Annotated in this window: 12 protein-coding genes; 8 read left to right on the top strand and 4 right to left on the bottom strand. The window is 40.8% G+C overall.

From position 1 onward, the window contains the following. Nucleotides 1-25: 25 nt before the first annotated feature. The 4 genes from dtd to mnmG form a co-directional block, all read right to left on the bottom strand. Nucleotides 26-478 (bottom strand): D-aminoacyl-tRNA deacylase, encoded by a 453-nt coding sequence (gene dtd, locus DW640_RS04935; protein WP_016269223.1) that lies wholly within the window; start codon nt 476-478, stop codon nt 26-28. A gap of 484 nt (nt 479-962) precedes the next feature. Further along, complete coding sequence (gene uvrC, locus DW640_RS04930; protein ID WP_011108727.1) at nt 963-2,792, bottom strand: excinuclease ABC subunit UvrC; 1,830 nt, start codon at nt 2,790-2,792, stop codon at nt 963-965. A gap of 75 nt (nt 2,793-2,867) precedes the next feature. Continuing rightward, nucleotides 2,868-3,398, bottom strand: coding sequence for an adenine phosphoribosyltransferase (locus tag DW640_RS04925; RefSeq protein WP_008762874.1), 531 nt, complete (start codon nt 3,396-3,398; stop codon nt 2,868-2,870). 50 nt (nt 3,399-3,448) lie between these two features. Beyond that, a complete protein-coding gene (gene mnmG / locus DW640_RS04920) occupies nt 3,449-5,335 on the bottom strand; it encodes a tRNA uridine-5-carboxymethylaminomethyl(34) synthesis enzyme MnmG (protein ID WP_117577486.1) in 1,887 nt (628 codons plus the stop codon). 832 nt (nt 5,336-6,167) lie between these two features. Between mnmG and DW640_RS04910 the strand changes: the two genes are divergently transcribed. The 8 genes from DW640_RS04910 to DW640_RS04875 all read left to right on the top strand — a co-directional run bounded on the left by DW640_RS04910 (nt 6,168) and on the right by DW640_RS04875 (nt 21,280). Then, nucleotides 6,168-6,740 (top strand): RNA polymerase sigma-70 factor, encoded by a 573-nt coding sequence (locus DW640_RS04910; protein ID WP_008762876.1) that lies wholly within the window; start codon nt 6,168-6,170, stop codon nt 6,738-6,740. Between the two features lie 764 nt (nt 6,741-7,504). Further along, a complete protein-coding gene (locus DW640_RS04905; protein WP_008762877.1) occupies nt 7,505-8,713 on the top strand; it encodes a FecR family protein in 1,209 nt (402 codons plus the stop codon). 44 nt (nt 8,714-8,757) lie between these two features. Further along, a complete protein-coding gene (locus DW640_RS04900) occupies nt 8,758-12,090 on the top strand; it encodes a SusC/RagA family TonB-linked outer membrane protein (RefSeq protein ID WP_199610239.1) in 3,333 nt (1,110 codons plus the stop codon). A 19-nt stretch (nt 12,091-12,109) separates the two neighbouring features. Beyond that, nucleotides 12,110-13,579 carry a RagB/SusD family nutrient uptake outer membrane protein gene (locus tag DW640_RS04895; RefSeq protein WP_117577481.1) on the top strand — a complete coding sequence of 490 codons (1,470 nt, stop codon included), beginning with the start codon at nt 12,110-12,112 and terminating at the stop codon, nt 13,577-13,579. Nucleotides 13,580-13,603: 24 nt separating this feature from the next. Beyond that, the gene (locus DW640_RS04890) at nt 13,604-14,329 is read left to right on the top strand and encodes a DUF4843 domain-containing protein (protein WP_008767496.1); all 726 of its coding nucleotides are present in this window, start codon (nt 13,604-13,606) and stop codon (nt 14,327-14,329) included. 24 nt (nt 14,330-14,353) lie between these two features. Continuing rightward, nucleotides 14,354-16,012, top strand: a complete 1,659-nt coding sequence (locus tag DW640_RS04885; protein ID WP_255420896.1) for a PKD-like family lipoprotein — start codon at nt 14,354-14,356, stop codon at nt 16,010-16,012. A gap of 70 nt (nt 16,013-16,082) precedes the next feature. Beyond that, nucleotides 16,083-18,665 (top strand): zinc-dependent metalloprotease, encoded by a 2,583-nt coding sequence (locus tag DW640_RS04880; RefSeq protein WP_117577517.1) that lies wholly within the window; start codon nt 16,083-16,085, stop codon nt 18,663-18,665. Between the two features lie 8 nt (nt 18,666-18,673). Next, the gene (locus DW640_RS04875; protein WP_117577516.1) at nt 18,674-21,280 is read left to right on the top strand and encodes a zinc-dependent metalloprotease; all 2,607 of its coding nucleotides are present in this window, start codon (nt 18,674-18,676) and stop codon (nt 21,278-21,280) included. Nucleotides 21,281-21,534: the final 254 nt, after the last annotated feature.

Here is a 21,534-nt window from a genome sequence, read left to right as displayed (position 1 = left end):
CTTTACCGGCTTTTTCATCAAGGTTTTACTCTTTATTTTTGGTGTCCATACATATAGTAACAGGACCGTCATTTAAAAGTTCAACTTTCATGTCCGCTCCGAAAGTTCCTGTGCCGATTTCTTTTCCCAGCGCCCTGCTCAGGTCCTTGCAGAACCGTTCGTAGAGTGGGACAGATATCTCCGGCTTGGCGGCTTTGATGTATGACGGACGGTTGCCCTTCTTGGTAGAAGCATGCAACGTGAACTGGCTGATGACCAGAATTTCACCTCCATCTTCCAGGATCGACTTGTTCATTACTCCGTTTTCATCGTCAAAAATACGCAGATTTACTATCTTTTTGCAGAGCCAGTCTATATCTTCCTGTCCGTCGGATTCTTCAATGCCGACTAATATCAGCATCCCTTTTCCAATGGAAGACTTGCACTGTCCTTCGATGGTTACTGATGCGTGGCTTACTCGTTGTACAACTATTCTCATTGATATTTTCTCTATTCTATTGAATGTTACGAAAGGCAAATTTACGAAATTAAGAAGAAAAAACGATGGATTGGAAGGAAATATTATAGGAGATAAGTATTAGGTATTAAGTATTAACTGTAGCTGTCATTCGGAAGCGTGTCTGTCTGTTGTGCAGAAGCATATCTATTAGGACGACAGATGTATTTGCCTCATAACTTGATTGAGTTTGCCTTAGAACCGTATAGACATGAACATAAACTCTATAACATTACCGGTAGTACTCTATGTGGTTAGAAATCAATGGTATATAGTTTCCTATGATTTCTTTTAATGGAAACTGTCGTTTCCCGGCGAGGGAACGGCCGTTCCTTTTAATGGAAACGACCGTTCCTTTTAAAGGGAACTGGCGTTTCCTCCGAGGAAACTAACGCTTGCCCTATATGATACTGATACTTGATTTATATGGACTAACAATTTAGCGTATAGCCACATAGAAGTGAGCCTATTCGTTGCTTAACCCTTTTTTTACAGTCTGAGCCTTCACTTCTCCTATGACCTTTGCGATTTCTTCAAGGGATGCCTCTTTGATTCGTTTTACGCTTTTAAACTCCTTCAATAGGGCTGTTTTTGTCTTTTCTCCAATCCCTTTAATGCTATCCAGAGCCGATGCGACCTGTCGCTTGCTGCGCTTGTCGCGGTGGAAAGTAATCGCAAAACGGTGTACTTCATCCTGAATCTGCGTCAGCAGACGGAATAAAGAACTTTGTTGTTTGATCCCAATCGTCTGTGCGGGAAACCCGAAAAGTAGCTCTGACGTGCGATGCTTATTATCCTTAGCCAAACCGGCAATCGGAATATTCAGATGCAGTTCATCCTCGATTACTTCTCTGACGACTTCCATTTGTCCTTTACCACCATCGGTAATAATCAGGTCGGGAAGGGGAGAATTTTCTTCAATGGCGCGCTGATAACGTCGTCTGACCACCTCTTTCATGGAAGCGTAATCATCCGGTCCCACGACCGTCTTAATATTGTATTTACGGTAATCTTTCTTCGATGGTTTCGCCTTTTTGAATACTACGCAGGCAGCTACGGCATCCGATCCTTGTATATTCGAGTTATCGAAACATTCAATCTGCAAAGGTGGCTTGTCTAAATGCAGTTCGTTTTGTATTTCTTTCAGCAGACGCATACTGCGCTGCTCCGGGTTCAGTTTCTCGGCTTGTTTCAATCGGTCGGCCTTATATTGCTTCACATTTAGGATAGAAAGATCGAGCAGTTTTTTCTTATCTCCCCTTTGAGGAACGGTGAAAACGACATTATTCAACTCCAGATCAAGTTCGAAAGGAACAATAATCTCCCGTGAATGGCTCTTGTAGCGCTCCCGCATTTCAATAATGCCTAGCGTCAGTAACTCTTCTTTCGATTCATTTAGCTTCTTCTTGTACTCAAAGGTGAATGCCTGATTGATGGCGCCATTGGTGATGTGGAGATAGTTGACGAAAGCCGAATTTGAATCGTCTTCTTCGATGGAAAAGACGTCGATATTGTGCAGGACAGAACTTACTACCTCCGATTTAGACCGGTAATTCTCTATCAGCAGATACTTCTCCTTAATCTTCTGAGCCTCTTCAAACTTCATTTCATTGGCCAGTTCCTGCATCTTTTCTACCAGCATACGGCTAATATCCTGCGTATTTCCTTTCAAAATCTCTTTGATTTCATCGATGTTCTTCAGATAATCCTCGTGCGATTGCAGTCCAACGCATGGTCCGGCGCACTTCTTGATGTGATACTCCAGGCAAACCTTGAACTTTCCCGCCCGTATGTTCTCCGGAGAAAGGTTCAGATTGCAGGTACGCAGCGGATATAGATGCTTGATCAGATCGAGCACCGCATACATCGAAGGAAGGTGGCTGTAGGGGCCATAATAAGAAGAACCGTTTTTGATAATCTTTCGAGTCCTGAAAATGCGTGGAAAGTATTCATTCTGCACGCAGATGGAAGGGTAGGTCTTGTCGTCCTTCAGTAATACATTGTAGCGGGGCTTATATTTCTTGATCAGATTGTTTTCCAGCAATAATGCATCTTCTTCGGTGTTAACAACGATGTAACGGATATCGGCAATCTTGCTGACCAATACTCGTGTCTTGCCGGGTTCATGCTCTTTGCTGAAGTAAGAATATACCCTTTTTTTTAGGTTTTTAGCCTTTCCAACGTATATAATAGTCCCTTCTGTGTTCAGATACTGATAGACTCCCGGCTTTTCGGGCAGGTTGGCTACAATACCTCTCAGATATTCATTCGTTTTGGCTTCCGGTTCTGTATTCATAATCGTTATAGATGAAATAGCGGGAAATAAAAAAGGGCGTAGAGAATCTACGCCCTGCAAATATAAGCAATTTGTTTATAAAGTCAATACGGATTCTACTTCTACGTCATCTCCGAATACGGATTTGCCATTCAGGTCTTTCAATTCGATAATGAAGTTTACATATACCTTTTTAGGCTTCAGTTTCTTCACCAGTTCGCAGGCTGCTTTCATAGTTCCTCCCGTTGCCAGCAGGTCGTCGTGTAGTAAAACTACGTCGTTTTCATCGAGTGCGTCCTTATGAATCTGCACAGTGTCCGTGCCATATTCTTTGTCGTAGCTTTCTTCGATCACCTCTGCGGGAAGTTTGCCCGGCTTGCGGATAGGAATAAAACCTGCGTTCAGTCGGGTAGCCAGGATAGGCCCCATGATGAATCCTCTGGATTCTATACCTACTACTTTGGTGATACCTTTATCCTTGTACATTTCGAACATGATGTTCGATAATTCTTGCAAGCACCAAGGGTCTTTAAACAGGGTGGTGACATCGTAGAAAAGGATTCCGGGGATCGGAAAATCGGGAATTTCCCGGATGCTTTTAATTAGCGTTTCTTTGCTCATAATCATTGGTTTATCTCGTTTCTTTAAATGATTTGTTTCACGTGAAACGTTGCCGCTTATCGGCCGGAAAGTACCAGCAATACGTTGATGTCGCTTGGTGATACTCCCGGAATCCGGCTCGCTTGAGCAATCGTTTCCGGATCAATCTTCACTAGCTTCTGACGAGCTTCCGTAGATAGCGACTGGATGGAAGCATAATCAAATTTGCCTTTGATCTTGATGCTTTCCAGGCGTGCCAGCTTTTCTGCTATCATTCGCTCTCTGTCAATATAGCCTTGATACTTGATCAGTATTTCTGCCGCTTCCAGAATCTCTTCTTTACGGTCGGAGTCTGCAGTGGTTGCTTTTTCTAATTCTCTTTGGAAGGCGGGGACATGTTCCGCGATATTCTCAATCGTGATTTGCGGACGATTGAGAATTTCGATCAGCTTACAGCCTTGACGAAGGGGAGTTGTTCCCAACTTTTCGAGGGCATCATTAATTAATGCCGGTTTCATCGAATAGTTCTTTGCGAAATTTACTATCTGCTCTAATGCCTCCTTCTTGGTCTTCATTAATTGGTAGCGATCCTCCCTTGCCAGTCCGAGGTGATATGCTCTTTCGGTCAGTCTCATGTCGGCGTCGTCCATGCGGAGAAGAATACGGTATTCGGCACGTGAAGTAAACATACGGTATGGTTCGTCTACTCCTTTGGTCACCAGGTCGTCTATCAATACACCGATATATGCTTCGTCGCGAGCCAGTGTGAAGGCTTCACCACCGTGACAGTTGATGTGTGCGTTGATTCCGGCGATCAGTCCTTGTCCTCCCGCTTCTTCGTAACCGGTTGTTCCGTTCACTTGCCCGGCAAAGAACAGGTTTTTGATAATCTTCGATTCCAGCGAATGTTTTAATTGGGTGGGGTCGAAGTAATCGTACTCAATCGCATATCCGGGACGATAGATGACGATATCCTTGAATGCCGGTACTTTTTTCAGCGCGGCGATCTGAATATCCATCGGAAGAGAAGAAGAAAATCCGTTCAGGTATAATTCCTGTGTTGTTTCACCTTCGGGTTCGAGGAACAGTTGGTGCTGCTCTTTGTCGGGGAAGGTGACAATCTTGGTTTCGATGCTGGGGCAATAGCGCGGACCGATACTTTGAATCTGTCCGTTGAACAGGGGAGAATCCGGCAGCCCTTCGCGCAGAATCCGGTGCACTTCTTCGTTGGTATAGCAGGTCCAGCATTGCAGTTGCTTCAAATGGCGCGTACTGGTATTCATGAATGAGAACTTGTGGAAGTCGCATTCTCCGTCTTGTGTATCCATCAAATCGAAGTGGATGCTGCGTGCGTCGATTCGTACCGGTGTGCCGGTCTTCATCCTTCCGTAGGCAATGCCATGTCGGGCGATGGATTCTGTCAGCTGGTAAGATGCGGGTTCTGCCATTCTTCCGCCGGGCAATTGGTGGCGGCCTACGTGCATGAGTCCGTTCAAGAATGTTCCTGCGGTCAGTACGATACATTTCGCTTTGAATGTGACACCCCAAAGAGTGACGAGTCCGACTACTTCACTGTTTTCAACGAGCAATTCACAGACGGTATCCTGCCAGATATGAAGGTTGGGAGTATTTTCCAGTTTCTCACGCCATGACCAGATAAACTTGGCACGGTCGCATTGAGCGCGGGGACTCCACATGGCGGGACCTTTCGAGCGGTTCAGGATTCGGAACTGGATAGCAGTTTCATCCGTCACCAATCCCATCTGTCCGCCCAGTGCGTCTATTTCGCGTACTATTTGTCCTTTGGCGATTCCTCCTACTGCCGGATTGCAACTCATCTGTCCGATCTTGTTCATGTCCATTGTGATCAGACAAGTTTTGGAACCTAAATTCGCAGCGGCGGCTGCCGCTTCACAACCAGCATGTCCGGCACCAATTACAATTACATCGTACTTAAAATCCATTCTACCTTATTTATTATCAAACGCTGCAAAGTTACGGAAAAGTTGCGAGAGTTGTATCTTCTGCCGGTTTTTGCTTCCGAAATTTCGAGGAGGAGGCGGGGCGGGCGCAAAAAAACGCCGTAATTTTGGATTGGAAATATGCAAGATGTAACGTTTCTGGCTTCTTCTCTTTTGTGTCAAGGCTTCGATTCCTTTCAAAAAGAGATGTAAATGCTCTTTTTTGACATTCTAGGCTTACTTTTTGTCACTTGAAAAAGTGCGCGGCCGTATGATGAAATAGAAGACGAACGGAGCGTTTGGACAGAATTTGTATCAAATCAACATTCGGATGTATGTTTTATACCCAACCTCCACTCTTTCTCTTGACATAAATCAAAAAAATAAGGTAAAACATGTTTTTTAGCATAAGAATTCTTGTTGTTTTCCAAAACACCTCTACCTTTGCAGTGTAGTTGTGAAACTACTAAGATTTTTAGGTATTAGAAAAAGGTAATAACAAAAGAGTAGTATTAGTTTATAAAATTAAGGTATTAGATTTTAAGATTAGTTTTTAGGAAAAAGATTGTTTTGATTAGGTATTAGAAAAAAAGTAGTTTTCAGGTAACAGGTAAATTGAGATGCAGAAAAAAGAATCCCATTTATGGGGGATTCTTTAGGTGGGGCGGAGTTATTCGCTCTTTTTTTATTTTATGCCCCTTTATTCTATTTTTTTATATGAGGGGTGAACTTACATACTGAAAAAACAGATATATTTGTAAGTCATATCTATTATAACCAGTTTTTGCAGTAATTTGAAGAGAGTCTTTTATTGTTTGATTAATCTTGTTGCCGTATGAGCGATAAAGATGATTTGATAGTAGCAGGTGTCAACCAGAAAGATAAGGGAATCTGGAGGGACTTTTATAATCGCTATTATGCGGCCTTGTGCTCATATGTCGAGAAAATCCTGTTCCTCACCGATGCCGTAGAAGATCTGGTTCAGGAGGTGTTTATATCCGTGTGGGAAGGTAAGCGTACTTTTTCCGACTCCCGTGAGCTGACTAATTATCTTTATCGTGCCTGCTATAATAATGCACTGTTGTATATCCGCAACCATCAGATTCATGATTCTATATTGAATGGCTTGCCTCAGGAAGAAGATTTTGAAGACGAGGAAATGCTGTATGCTTTGACTGTGAAAGAAGAAGCTATCCGACAACTTTATTTCTATATCGAGGAGCTTCCTGCCGAACAACGCCGTATCATCCTGCTGAGAATTGAAGGACATTCGTGGGACGAAATCGCATCCCGGCTGGGAGTTAGCATCAATACGGTTAAAACTCAGAAAAGCCGTAGCTATAAATTCTTACGCGAGAAGCTGGCAAATTCCAGTTATTCTGTACTTCTTACTCTTATCTTTTATTAAAAACCGGGCTGTGCATCCTTGCTTTTGTCGGGGTGAAGTGACTGTGATGTGGCTTATTTAAGTGGATGAGCCGGTATGTTTAACAGGTAAACAAAGCTTGGTTAGCATTTTTAGTAAGCTATATGTGTTCGTTCCATGTCTGTAAACCATTCGGATTACGTACGTGAGTCCATGGGATCATGTCCGCAGAGCGATGGGACCATGTATGTGAAATGAAGTCTTGTCGGTGTCTTATTACATTGGTCCGGCATTGGGAATAGATTAATAAAGCAGGCATTTTTGGTTAAATCAAGGACCTTTTTATGAAGTACAGCGCGTCATTCTTTTAGTAGAAAGTGACGATAAAATTTGAAATATTTTTGTTATCACTCTGTCGTCACTGCTTCTCGTCACTTTTATCGCATTGTATATCAATGAGCTAAGTCCGAAAGTGACGGATGATGATGAAATATGAGTTTCAAACTCCTTGATAAAAGCTAAAAAATACATCATTTTAATAGCGGTAACGGAAAAAAACAAATATTTTTTAAGATGCCTAATTGTCATTTATTGATGGCTGAATTTTGATTCCGAAAAGGGAATGATTTGTTGAATACGTTATTTTTGTTGCTGAATAATGACATAATGATAGTTTTTCGTTCTTTTCTGTTTTCGTACGGAGAGTATCTCATAAAAAATAATCATCTTTTTGTCACCCATTTATGGACGTTATGTATAATTATAGTAAAGCAAAGATAAAATCCTCATTAGAAATAGATAAAATTATGAAAAAGTTAGAAAACACATATCAAGATGCCTCTTTGATAAAAAAGGCTCTTTTGGGAGATGCAAGCGACAAAGAGCAGCAGGTGTTGGAACAACGTTTATCTATGCATCCGGAACTGAAAGCCGTGTATGAGAAATTGCAGGATAGTGAGGAATTAAAAGATGCTTTTAATAAGTATAAAGAATATTCATCGGAAAAGGCTTACGAGCATTTCCTTCAACAAATTCAACAAAAAGAGAATTCGTCCGGTGGAAAGATCCACCGTATCCGGACATGGTGGTATGCTGCCGCAGCGATGGTAGTACTGGGAGTAGGAATTTCTTTTTATGCAGTGAATCATTATCAGGCAGTGGAGGAGTCCCAGGCACGTATCGCGCAAATCAAGCCGGGTAGCAAACAGGCAGTGCTGACTTTGCCCGATGGAAGCACTATTGATGTACAAAAGAAAGATATAAATGTAATAGTAGACGGTGTCCAGGTGAAATACAATAAAGGGGTGCTGTCATATCGACCGACCGTCACAACACAACAACACGAAGAAGAAAACGTCGATGAAAGTCCGGTGAAGTCAAATGAACTGGTTATACCACGGGGAGGGGAGAATACTGTCCTTCTTGCTGATGGAACCACTGTTCATTTGAATGCCGGTTCTAAATTGCTTTATCCGGTCCGTTTTGTCGGAAAGCGCCGAATTGTGACACTGGAAGGTGAAGCCTATTTTGATGTGAGAAAGGATGAGGAACATCCGTTTGTGGTCCGAACTCGTTTCGGAGAAGTAACGGTACTTGGTACGGCATTTAATATCAATGCTTATAATGATGCGGATGCATGCTATACCACTCTTGTATATGGGAAAGTAAATTTCTCGACACCCGATCAGAATACTATTACGCTGGCGCCGGGTGAACAGGCAGTCGCCTCTTCCCGTGGCATTGAAAAGCGGGCGGTGGATGTCAATGAATATATCGGCTGGGCACAAGGTGTATATGTTTTCAACAACAAACGGCTGGGCGATATCATGAAAACCTTCGAGCGCTGGTATGATGTTCATGTCTATTATGAGAAGGAGTCTCTGCGCGACCTGACTTATAGTGGTGACTTGCAGCGATATGGCACGATCAATACTTTCCTGAATGCATTAGAACTAACCGGCGATATCTACTATAGAATAAACGGAAGAAATATATTGATATATGAGAATGAGTAATATTGAGTTTTGATTTAAAAATTATGAAAAAAAGAAGAGTCTTTATGCTATGTCTTTTTGCATTGAGTATGGTTCTCAGTGCATGGGCACTTCCACCTGATGAGAAGAAAGTGACACTTGATTTGAAGGATGTGCCGATGGAAACATTTTTAAACACGGTAAAACAGAAAGCTGGAATCAACATGCTTTATAACTCTCAGATGTTTAAAGGAGTTGAACCGGTGACTGTAAAAGCTACCAACGAGCCTTGGAGGGAATTGCTGGACCGCGTTCTTTCACCTAAAGGTTTCACTTATGCTACCAAAGATGGTATTGTGGTCATCAAGAAGAAAGATCAGAAGACACGTACGTTGGAAGGTAAAGTGGTGGATGAACAGGGTGGCGAACTGCCGGGTGTGACGGTGCTGATACTGGGAAAAGAAAGAAATATCGGAACAATGACTGATGCAGACGGTGCTTTTTCTTTAGGACTTCCTGAAGGAGATGTAACAATTCGTCTTTCCTTTGTAGGCATGCAAACTTTGGAAATACATACTGGCAAGCTCAATCTTGATAAAGTGCATACTTTTAAGTTGAAACCCGATTCAAAGCAATTGGAAGAGGTGGTGGTAACCGGTTATGCAAAGATCAGCAAAAATAGCTTTACGGGTACTTCTGTGACGGTTACGTCAGATCAGTTGATGTCGGTTTCCAAAACAAATGTATTAGGAGCTTTGCAAACGTTCGATCCCTCTTTTCGTATTGCTGAAAATAATTTAGCAGGTTCGAATCCGAATAATGTTCCGGAGTTGTATATCCGTGGACGTTCCGGTATTGGAACTACTCAGTTGGATGCGCAAAGCCTTTCTAAAACATCATTGAAGAACAATCCTAATCTTCCGACTTTTATCATGGATGGTTTTGAGATTAGTGTGCAGAAGTTATATGATATGGATCCTAGCCGTATTGAGAGCATTACTATCTTGAAAGATGCTGCTGCTACGGCTATGTATGGTTCTCGTGCAGCTAATGGTGTAGTTATTATTACAACGGTAACTCCGAAAGCTGGTAAAGTCAATATCGATTATAACTTTACTGGAACATTGGAATATCCTGATCTGACCGATTATAATATGATGAATGCGCGGGAAAAGCTTGAAACAGAGGTTGCGGCAGGTATGTTTAAAGCTAAGCCGGAAGCCGGTGCAAGTGAGCAAAATCGATTGGATCAAATCTATAATAGAAAGTTGAATAATGTAGTTCGTGGAGTAGATACCTATTGGTTATCGAAACCGCTTCGTACTGTATTCAATCATAAACATAGTTTGTATCTAGATGGAGGAACGGATGACCTGCGTTGGGGAGCTGACTTTTCTTACAATTCAGGAGATGGCGTAATGAAAGGTTCTTATCGTGATCGTATGTCGGGCGGGTTATCTTTATCTTACCGTTTCGGTGCTTTTCAGGTAAAAAACTATTTTTCTTATACTTATACTAAATCTGAAGAATCTCCTTATGGAAGCTTTTCTGATTATACTTCAAAGTTGCCATATGATGAGTATTTAGATGAGAATGGGAATTATTTGGAAACCACTACCTCATGGACTGGAGGAACAGAAGAGAATCCATTATATGAAGCTACGTTGAAAAGTTATGATCGTAGCAAATCATGGGAACTGATTAATAATACTGAATTATTGTGGAATATAGATAACTATTGGTTACTGAAAGGACAATTTAGTGTTACGAAGTCAAATTCAGATTCACGCCAATTTTTAGATCCTCGTTCAAAAAAGAATTCTGAACCGTTAAATGCTAACAATGTGATTTCTGGACAGTTGGATGTTGCTACTGCCAATAGCTTAAGTTGGGACGCTACGGCTACTTTATCATATAACCGAAATATTAAGAAGAACAATTTGAACTTCTTGATTGGGATTAATGCTACTTCAAGTACTGGCGATAGTTTCGGTATAGCTTATAAAGGCTTTCCTTCTGGGGAGTTATCTTCTCCGGGGTATGCGAACAAAGTACCTACATTACCAGTAAACTCAGATAGTAAAAGCCGTTTGTTCGGTGCATTAGGAACATTCAATTATTCGTTCGATAATATTTATTTGGCTGACGTTTCTCTTCGTTTTGATGGAAACTCGGAATTTGGTTCCGATCAACGATTTGCCCCATTCTTTTCGGGTGGTCTCGGATTGAATCTGCATAATTATAAGTTTATGAAACAATTTGAATGGATGGAGCGCTTTAAGATTCGTGGAACATATGGTATCACTGGTAAGGTGGATTTTTCTCCCTACGAGGCACAGACAATTTATCAAGTAATCACAGACAATTGGTTTAAAACAGGTTTAGGTGCAACACTGATGGCATTGGGGAACAGTTCATTGGGATGGGAGAAGACGCATAATATGGATTTGGGGTTGGATGTTGACATGTTCAAAGGTTTACTTCAGATGAACTTTTCTTATTATCGTAAGAAAACAGTAGATCTGGTGAACAGTGTGACTTTACCTAGTTCTACAGGGTTTACCTCATACAAAGACAATATCGGTGAAGTAATGAATAAAGGTGTCGAAATTCAGTTGCGAAGCACTATCCTGAATTCAAAGGATTGGTATGTGGCAGCCTTTGTCAATATGGCTCATAATAAGAATGAGATAACCAAGATTTCTGATAGCCTGAAAGAGTATAATAAGAGGGTACAAGAGAAATATGCTGATTATAATTCCGGTATTAATAAAGGTAAAGCCGAATATAGTGCTACTTATTTACAGTATGTAGAGGGTGGGTCCTTAACGTCTATTTTTGGTGTAAAGTCGTTAGGTATCAATCCGGCAGACGGTAGAGAAATCTTTGTTCGTCCTGATGGAACGATTACTTACGATTGGAATGCAGCTGATCAAGTTGTAATTGGAAATGAAGAGCCGAAACTTCAAGGTACCTTTGGTTTTAATATGCGTTGGAAGCAATTCTCCGTATATTCAACATTTATGTATGAGCTTGGAGGACAACGGTACAATTCAACATTGGTAAGTAAGGTTGAGAATGCATATATACAAAGTAGCAATGTGGATCGTCGAGTATTAACAGGACGTTGGCAGAATCCTGGAGATTGTACTCCTTACGGACGTTTGCAAACAGATGGAGTGGTTGCAGTAACTCGTCCTACAAGCCGTTTTATTCAGGATTACAATGTCTTAACATTTAATTCTCTGAAGGTAGGTTATGACTTTAATGCAGAATGGTTGAAAAAAGCACATATTGGCTTATTACGTGTAGAATTGTCGGGTAATGATTTATTCCGTGTTTCTACTGTACGTGCCGAGCGTGGTTTGGACTATCCGTATTCTCGTTCTTTTGCAGCTTCGGTAAAGATGAGTTTTTAATAAACAATACTTAGAGTAGATGAATAATATGAAGAAAGTATATGCAATGATATTACTGACAGCTAGCTTGTTTACAACAAGTTGTAGTGATTGGTTGGATGTAGCACCAAGTAATCAAGTCAATGGCGATAAACTTTTCGAAGTTGGCGATGGTTATCGTAACGCTTTGAATGGTATTTATTTGAATTTGGGAACCTCCTCAATGTATGGTAAGAGTATTTCATGGGGGTTTATGGATGTAATAGCACAATATTATCAGTCGGGAAGTAGCTATATGAAAAGTACCTCGTCCTATTATAAAGCTGCTAATTATAAATTCGATGATTCAGATGTAAAAAGTATTATTTCCAGCATTTGGTCTGTTGGTTATAATAATATAGCTAACTGTAATAACTTGATTGCTAATGTAAGTGAAGCATCTCCTTCTGTGTTTGCAGAAGACGAGTTGGAGAAGAATATGATATGGGGAGAGGCATTGGGATTGCGTGCGTTAATCCATTTCGATATGCTTCGGATGTTTGCTCCTTCTATGCTTAAAGACGATGGCAAAGCCTATATACCTTATGTTGATGTATATCCTACTATTGTTCCTTCTTATGAAAACAATAAGGAGATTTTGAGAAAAATAGTTAATGATTTAAAAGCGGCAAAGGACTTGTTGGCAAAGTGTGATACTATTAAAGAAAACAAACATTGGATGTCCACCGAAAATCGTATGTTGGCTGTTAATAGTGGTACTAGTGGAGAACTGGCTAAGGATGTATTTTTTGCGTATCGTGGATATCGTATGAATTATTATGCGGTAACAGCGATGTTAGCTCGTGTTTATTGTTGGGCTGGCGAATATGGTAATGCTTACAAAGAAGCAAAAGAAGTAGTAGATGCCACTTATTCAACAGGAAGCACGTCTACAGCTTCTTGTTTTAACTTCTCTAATAGCTTGACCACTAATCGGAAAGATTATAATAGTATAATTATGACTTTCTTTAAGTCTACTTGCTATGAAGATTATCTTCCGTATATGACTAAAGGGAATGATGTGGCATTAGTTGTAAATACTACAAATCTTTTTGGTGATGAAGCTGGTGCTGACGATCGTAATCTTGATTTGTTTGGGGACTGGGATGGAGGAGATATTAAGTATTCCTTTAAATATGATATAAAAGAAGGTACTTCCGGTACAGACATGATTCCGGCTATACGCTTGAGCGAGATGTATTATATTATGGGTGAATATTTTGCTTATAAAGATGAGTTCTCTAAAGCAGGTGAGATGTTAGATAAAGTACGTTATGCGAGAGGTATTAGTACTACTAATCTAGCATCAAGTATTGGTTCTCTGGAAGTCTTTCATACACATTTGATAAAAGAAATGCGTCGTGAGTTTGTAGGTGAAGGACAGATGTTCTTTCAGTATAAACGTTTGGATCAGAAACCGAAAGATAATGTAGTCTTTGTATTTGACAAACCGAATAATGAAGACATTTAATATTGCTAATCAAAAGAAGAAACGATGAAAAAAAATATATTATTTGCTTTAATCTCTCTTTGTCTTTGGGCGTGTTCAGAGGATGAAATAAAACCCTATCAGGGAGAACAGTATCTTTATTTTAGTCAATTGATAAATACGACAAATGATTACGATAAAGAGAATGGATATATGGAGGTGTCATTCAATAATTATCCGACGAGCGAAGAAATAACGGTAAAGATTGGTATGAGTTTGATTGGTAAGCCTCTCAACGAAGATACTCCATATAGTGTAGTAGTGGTAGAGGAGAATGAAAAAGAAGATCCTACCCCAAATGCGGCTTCAAAGAATTTTCGTTTACCAATTAATCCAAAATTTGGAGCAGGATTGTCTAATGATACGCTAGAAGTTACTTTGGTGAAGACGGATGATTTGAAGGAGAATGTAAAATTGTGTCTGAAACTGGTTCCGAATGAATATTTCCAAGGAACAATGCAGGAATATGAAAAAATAAAAATTGTATTTAATAATGTGGTAAGTAAACCAGAGTGGTGGACTACTCAGGTCACAAGAGTATATTTAGGTACGTACTCTAGAAAAAAATATGAAGAATTTGTGAAGTGTACAGGAGTAACTAATTTCGGGGCATTAAATACGGCTGAGAAGAGAGCTTATTCATTGACATTTAAACGCTATATTGCACAGAATAATGTGATGGATGTGGATGCTGATGGTAAAGAATTTCCAATGACTGTGCCTATTAATTAATAAATAGACTACTTGAATATGAATATGAAAATAATATTTATCGTTATGTTCCTTTTAGGTATGGCATCTTGTTATGATGATAAGGGGAATTATGATTATAAAGAAATGAATGATATAGAAGTCTCTGTTTCAACAGAAACCTCTTATTATTCCTTGGGAGATAAGGTTATCTCAAAACCGGAACTAACTTTTGCTTTGGGACGCGAAAGTCAGAACTTAGCTTATGAATGGAGCTATGATGGACATGTGATAGCTCACTCTAAAGATTTGGAATGGATGGCGGATACGGTAGCCAAAAATAAAGATCTGCGATTGGCAGTATTGGATAAGTCCACTGGAGTATCTTATTTTGGATCAACGACAATCTCAATTAGTTCTCCATATGTGAAAGATGGTTGGGTTATTCTTTCTGAAAAGGATGGTAATAGTATGTTGACATTTATGAAATTCCAAACAGAAGAGGGAGTACTTAAACCTGTAGTTACTCGTGATATTTATCGAATGATAAATAAAGAACCGTTAGGTAGTCAGCCTGTTTCGATATATCCTCATTGGGTAGAGCAATGGGATGGTGAGGATCCAGGTATAAGTTGGCTATGGATAGCGCAAAAAGGTGGGCAAGGAGCTGTAGACGTATCAGGTAGTAGTTATCAGCGTGAAGGAGCATTGTCACAAATGTTCTTGGAGGGTTATCCACAAGATTTAGTACCGGAAGCAGTGATTGATTTGCAGTGTCTGACGATGGCTGTCGGCGAGGACGGTACAATTTATACACGTGTAAAAGAGAGTAATCTTCTTTTTAATACGAGCCGTTTTATCAATACTCCGCTAACATCGGATGCAGAAGGTAAAGTGAAAGTTGACGGTAGTATGATTGCTTATGCTCCATTTTCGGGCCATGGAGGATTGCTATTGTATGATAAGAATTCAAGTCAATATTTACACGTAACAGATAAACTGAGCTCTAATGGAACTTTTAATTCGGGCAAAATACTAACATTGAATGTGGATGAAGCGACATACACAAATCATCCTACTTATGCTCGTTTAGATAATATGAAAGATTATACAGTACATTATGTAGGAGCGTGTGAATCGGGCTCTTATGATTATGGTAAGATGATGTACTTTGCAGTAATAGAGCATAAGCAGTCTCATAAATTCTATATCCAGAAGTTTGCGGTAAGAGACTTTTCCGGTAGTACTACAGTAACTAGTTTGGCTACAACGTATGTGTCGCAGATGGAAGCACCTGCTGAGTTGGGGCAGATAATTGATGGTACTTCAAAGAATAGTTTCTCATTGTTCCGTTATCAAGATTCATGGCAATACCTTTTTATTAGTAAAGGGAACGACCTATATCTGTATTATCTGAAAGAAAATATGTTATTTAAGTGTGCTACATTTAACTCTTCGATTACCTCTGTTGATACACAGTTCTACAATAATCAATATATCATTGTTGGTTTGGAGAGCGGAGATGCCTATATTATGAAAGGATATACTTACAACACTTCTGATGAATATACTATTGATAAATACGTGATAAATAAGGGACAAACAATTCAAGTAACGGAAGTTGATGGGAAATTTGTTCTATATCACGAAAAAGATTTAGGACGTATTGTGCAGGTACGTTATAAGCCTAATACAGGCAATGGATGGGATGATAATTTTGATTGATTATAAACTTAAAAACGATAAAACCTTGAAAAAACTGTATTTACTTCTTCTGGTCGCACTATGCGGGGCTATGATCAGCCCCGCTGTGGCCAAGAAGAAAAACAAGAAGAAAGCTTCTACTGAAGCAACTACAAAGAAAGAGAAGAAGGAAACCAAGTACGACAAACTGTTTAAAGACAAGAAAGTCACCACGGCTAAAGGTTTCATTACTCTTCACAAGTTGGATGATAAAATCTACTTTGAGTTGCCGATTAAGGTGATGAATCGGGATATTCTACTTGGTTCTACCATCGTGGAAACGACCGATAACCAGTTCGGCTGTGTAGGAGAGAAGTCAGGTGATCCTTTTCTGATTCGTTTTGTGCAACGCGACTCAACTATTACATTGCGTCGTGTACAGGCAGGGCAGTTCTCTGAAGATCGTGAAATCAAGAAGCGCTTGGTAAGCAGTACCATGCCGGCAATCGCTGAAACATTCGAGATCAAAGCATATAATAACGATAGCACGGCAGTGGTATTCGATATGACAGACTATCTGCTGAGCGATAAAAAGAACCTTTCTCCGTTCTCACCATATTCAATGATGGAGATGATGGGAGCCGATATTAGTAAGGATTTTGAGAAGGAAAGCTCATTTATTCAGGGAGTCAAAGGCTTTGAGGATAATGTGAGTATACGTTCTTTACTGACCTACAAAATCAGCGTGGGTATGAAGGGAAATTATGCAGTGAAGAAAATGCCGTTTACTGCGGTTATGAATCGTAGCTTCATTCTGTTGCCTGAACAACCGATGCGTCCCCGTTATGCTGATCCACGTATTGGTATTTTTGAACACTCTGTAGTAGAATTTGCTTCCGAAGGTCGTGGGTTGCGTACTCGTCACATTGCTCACAGATGGAATCTGGAGCCATCGGATTCAGCAGCCTATCTCCGTGGCGAACTGGTAGAGCCGAAGAAACCTATTGTTTTCTACATTGATGATACTTTTCCGTTGAGTTGGAATAAATATATCCATAAAGGAGTTGAAGTATGGCAGAAAGCATTTGAGAAGATCGGTTTTAAGAATGCCATCATTGCAAAAGATTTCCCGAAAGATGATCCGAACTTCGATCCGGAGAATATCAAATATTCCTGTATACGTTATGCTCCGTCTACGGTGGCCAATGCGATGGGACCTTCTTGGATAGATCCGCGTTCCGGAGAAATCATTAATGCATCTGTTACGGTATTCCACAATATTGTGCAGTTGGTTCAGTACTGGCGCTTCTTACAGACTGCCCCTGCTGATGAGGAAGTGCGTGATGTTGTTTTGCGTGAAGACTTACTGGGAGATTGTATCGCTTATGTGCTCTCGCATGAGGTAGGACACACATTGTCATTGATGCACAATATGGCAGGTTCTTCTTCTATCCCTGTGGAATCTTTGCGTGATCCGAAGTTTACTCAGGAGTTTGGTACGACTTACTCTATTATGGACTATGCCCGTAACAATTATATTGCTCAACCGGGTGATAAAGAGAGAGGCGTGCGTTTGACTCCTCCGGAACTGGGAGCGTATGATTATTACGCTATCGCCTGGTTGTATTCACCGATCTTTGAGGCTAAAACGGCAGAGGAAGAAATTCCTATCTTGGATAAATGGATCAGTGAGAAGTCTGGAGATGTTAAATATCGCTATGGTAAACAACAATTCAGACGTCGTTTTGACCCAAGTTCAGTAGAGGAAGACTTGGGAGATGACCCGGTGAAAGCTTCTGAATATGGACGTCGCAACTTGCAATATCTGTTAAAGCATATCAATGATTGGGTAGCGGATAAGGATAAGGATTTTGAGTTCCGCACGGCTGTTTATGACGAAATTGTATATGCTTACGTACGTTATTTGACTTTCGTTTTGGGAGATATCGGTGGTATTTATCTGAACGAACGCTATGACGGTGATCAGCGTCCAAGCTTTAAAACTGTATCGAAGCAACAACAAAAAAAGGCTCTGAATTTCTTATTGAATGAACTGAAGGACCTTTCGTGGCTGGATGCACGCGAAACACTGAAAGAATTCCCTATCCGTACTTCTGTGGCCATGCAGATGGAAGATGCAATTATTGATGGTATCTTGTCTCGTTGTGGTGCGGTGGCTATCTGTTCGGGTAAGGCGACATCAGCTCCTTATACTCAGAAAGAATATCTTGCCGATATAGAACGTTTTGTATGGGCTCCTACCCGCGCCGGAAGAACCTTGACAGAAACAGAAATGCGTTTGCAGATGAATTATCTGACGAAGCTGATTGAAGGTTCGGTTGCAGGGGTTGCAAAGAATGCTACCCGTAAAGGTATCGCAGATATGTATGCTCACATTGAAGTGCCCGAATGGCTGAAAACTGCTTCGCGCGAACGTTTCGGAATCATCTCGGAGGAATTTATGGGATGTTTTAATAACAAGCCTCGTGAGATGCAGGCTGCCCGTTTGGAGGAAATCAGTGGATTTGATGATGATGTAGATCTGAAAGCACCGATCGAACCGATGGAACATATATACTACGGTGAGTTGAAGAAGGTTCGTAGTCTGGTTGCAGCAAGTGCTTCTACCGGTTCGGCTGATACACAACGCCACTACCGCTTATTGTTGTACAAAATTGACCAGGCATTAAAATGATAGGAAGTATGAGAAATAGATATAGTAAGATACTTTGTTTATTGCTTCTTTTTGCATGTTGCCTGCCACAGGAAGGAAATGCTTTCTGGCCTTTTAAAAAGAAGAAAAAAGAAGATAAGAAGGAAAATCTGACACCATATCAGAAGCTGTTCAAGAATAAGAAAGTTCAGACAGCACACGGGCTGATGACTATTCATAAGGTGGAAGGGAAAGTGTATGTGGAGTTCCCGGTTGCCATGTTAGGCCGTGAGATGCTGTTTGCTTCTTCTATTGAAAATACGAGTGACGGTGGTGAAGGAGCTCCCGGACAGTTAGGGGGTACCGATGTACGTTTCCGTTTTGAGATGATCGATTCAACTCTTGTGGCACGTATGCCTTTATTGAGTAAGCCGGTAAATACCAGTGGTGATGCTTATATCGCACGTGCGTTGGACAATGCGCATAATCCGGGTATTTTCAAAAGCTTTAAGGTATTGGCTTGCACTCCGGATAGTTCTGCACTTGTGGTAGATATGAAGGGATTATTTTTGGAGGGATCTGCTTTTACCAAACCTTTCCCTTCGACATCGGCTAACGGATACTATGGATTCGTGTCGCGCGATCATTCTCTGCAATCGGATAAATCTGCTATTTTGGGTGTATCGGCTTCAGAAAATCATATAAGTGTACGTGAAGAGTTGTCATATACTGTCGACCATACGCTGATGGGAGCATACAAAATGTACAAAGACGTACCTTTGACAGCGGTCGTCACTAAAATGCTTTGTATTCTGCCCGAGGAGCCGATGACTCCTCGCCTGGCTGACTCACGTTTGGGATTGACTACACAATTGAAAAGTGATTATTCAGGGGCAACTCAGGAAGTGAAGAGTATACGCTATGCAAAACGTTGGCGTATCGAGCCTTCCGACTCTGCTGCCTATCGCCGTGGCGAGCTGGTTCGGCCAGTCAAACAACTGGTGTTCTATATCGACAGTCTGATGCCTGTCAAATGGAATCCGTATATCAAGGCTGGTGCGGAATCGTGGAATAAGGCATTTGAGAAGATCGGCTTTAAAGATGTTATTTGTGTGAAAGAATTCCCGAAGAATGACACATTGTTCAATGCAAACAGCTTTGACTGTATGACAATACGTTATTCGGCTTCTTGGCTGAATTCGGCACAGACAACGATACACTCAGATACACGTACCGGTGAAATATTGAACGCGTCTATTCTGATTAATGCAAATATGATCAGTGTTCAGTATGCTGACCGTATAGGGGCCACTGTTGCTATTGATCCTCGTGTGCGTACTACTGTTTTCCCGCAGGAGATACAGGGTGAGTTGATTCAGGCTGCTATTGCTCAGGCTGTAGGAACCGGATTGGGACTTACAATGAACTGGGGAGCTTCCTGTGCTTATCCGGTGGATTCGTTGCGTTCGGCAAGCTTTACTCAAAAGTATGGTCTCGCTTCTTCTGTTATGGGAGGCGTAATCATTAATGACGTAGCTACGGAGGAGGATGTTCGTAATGGAGTGTGTCTGGTTAATGCAAAGCCTGGTCCATATGACGAACTGGTGATTAAATATTTATATCAACCTATCTATGCTTCTTCATTGCAGGAAGAAAAAGAGACATTGGATAGCTGGATTCGTGAACATACGGGAGATCCATATTATGCTTATATACGTAATCAGTCACGTTTTGATTCTGATCCTCGTAATAGTCGCGGAAGTCTGGGAGATGACCATTTGAAATCATTCGACTATATGCTTCCTAATGTTCGCAAAGGATTTGAGAACTATTATAGTTGGTTTGCCAAGGAAGACCGTGATTTTTTAATGCGCAGACGTGTACACTCTGCCCTTAGTGAAAGACTGAGCGGGCGTATTTATGCAATACTGAGTTATATTGGCGGTATTTACTTGAATGATATTCGCGAGAAGGATGCGATACCAAGTTACTCAATGGTAGATCGTGAGAAACAGAAAGCAGCTTTGAGTAAAGCATTGGAACTGGCAAAGAATCTGGATTGGGTGGACGATACCGCTCATTTGAATGAATTTGAAATTTCAGATAAGAAGGCTGACCGTTTACGTTTGGATATCTTTAATGGTATTTTCGGACGTCTGCCTTATGTCGAGGTTTGTACAGAACGCTTCCCGGGTGCAGCATATACTGCTTCGGAATATCTGGATGATATCTATGGAATTGTTTGGGAAGGTGTCTTGAAGCATCGTCCGTTGGAGAATTTCGAGAGAGCACTACAGACAGCGTTTCTGGAAAGTATTATTTCAACATCGACAGCAACTGCGCCTATTGGTAGTTTCAAAGCCTCAAAAACAGGATTTGCGGCTACAGGCAAACCGGGGATCAATCTGGCTGCTTTGAGAAATGGCGGAAAGGTGGATATGAAGATGCATTCATTGCAGAATGCAGAAGAAGTAGCAGGCTTCTCTTCAATTCCGCCGATCTATACCAACCAGACAAAAATAGCTGCTTACTATTTTGACTTGTTGATGCGTACGAAAGACATGCTCAAGAAAGCAATTTCGACGGCTCCTGAGGCAGATCGTTCTCATTATGACCTGTTGATCTACCGCATCAATAAAGCAACGGAAATTGAATAAATCTCTATTACATAAACTCTCTCTTAATTAATTTGTCTCTATGAAAACAATATTGTAAGAGATGTTTTTAAAGATTTCTTCTATGCAATATTGAGCATTTTTCACCCGGGTTTACATTGTCGAATGTAAATCCGGGTGAATCTTTTATAGGCGGATATCTTTTGGAAAGTACCATACAACTAGATTGTCCGAAAGAAAAATATCAGTCTTTCTGTATAGAACATTATTATTTAATTTGTATTTTTGGCGCAAAA

The sequence above is a fragment of the Bacteroides sp. AM23-12 genome (assembly GCF_003434395.1).
Lineage (GTDB): Bacteria > Bacteroidota > Bacteroidia > Bacteroidales > Bacteroidaceae > Bacteroides > Bacteroides thetaiotaomicron.
This window is presented reverse-complemented; position numbering and strand designations above follow the sequence as displayed.

Bases quoted from the DNA above. Each gene is read 5' to 3' on its own strand.
- dtd (WP_016269223.1), bottom strand. From the start codon at position 478: ATGAGAATAGTTGTACAACGAGTAAGCCACGCATCAGTAACCATCGAA.
- uvrC (WP_011108727.1), bottom strand. From the start codon at position 2,792: ATGAATACAGAACCGGAAGCCAAAACGAATGAATATCTGAGAGGTATT.
- DW640_RS04925 (WP_008762874.1), bottom strand. From the start codon at position 3,398: ATGATTATGAGCAAAGAAACGCTAATTAAAAGCATCCGGGAAATTCCC.
- mnmG (WP_117577486.1), bottom strand. From the start codon at position 5,335: ATGGATTTTAAGTACGATGTAATTGTAATTGGTGCCGGACATGCTGGT.
- DW640_RS04910 (WP_008762876.1), top strand. From the start codon at position 6,168: ATGAGCGATAAAGATGATTTGATAGTAGCAGGTGTCAACCAGAAAGAT.
- DW640_RS04905 (WP_008762877.1), top strand. From the start codon at position 7,505: ATGAAAAAGTTAGAAAACACATATCAAGATGCCTCTTTGATAAAAAAG.
- DW640_RS04900 (WP_199610239.1), top strand. From the start codon at position 8,758: ATGCTATGTCTTTTTGCATTGAGTATGGTTCTCAGTGCATGGGCACTT.
- DW640_RS04895 (WP_117577481.1), top strand. From the start codon at position 12,110: ATGAATAATATGAAGAAAGTATATGCAATGATATTACTGACAGCTAGC.
- DW640_RS04890 (WP_008767496.1), top strand. From the start codon at position 13,604: ATGAAAAAAAATATATTATTTGCTTTAATCTCTCTTTGTCTTTGGGCG.
- DW640_RS04885 (WP_255420896.1), top strand. From the start codon at position 14,354: ATGAAAATAATATTTATCGTTATGTTCCTTTTAGGTATGGCATCTTGT.
- DW640_RS04880 (WP_117577517.1), top strand. From the start codon at position 16,083: ATGATCAGCCCCGCTGTGGCCAAGAAGAAAAACAAGAAGAAAGCTTCT.
- DW640_RS04875 (WP_117577516.1), top strand. From the start codon at position 18,674: ATGAGAAATAGATATAGTAAGATACTTTGTTTATTGCTTCTTTTTGCA.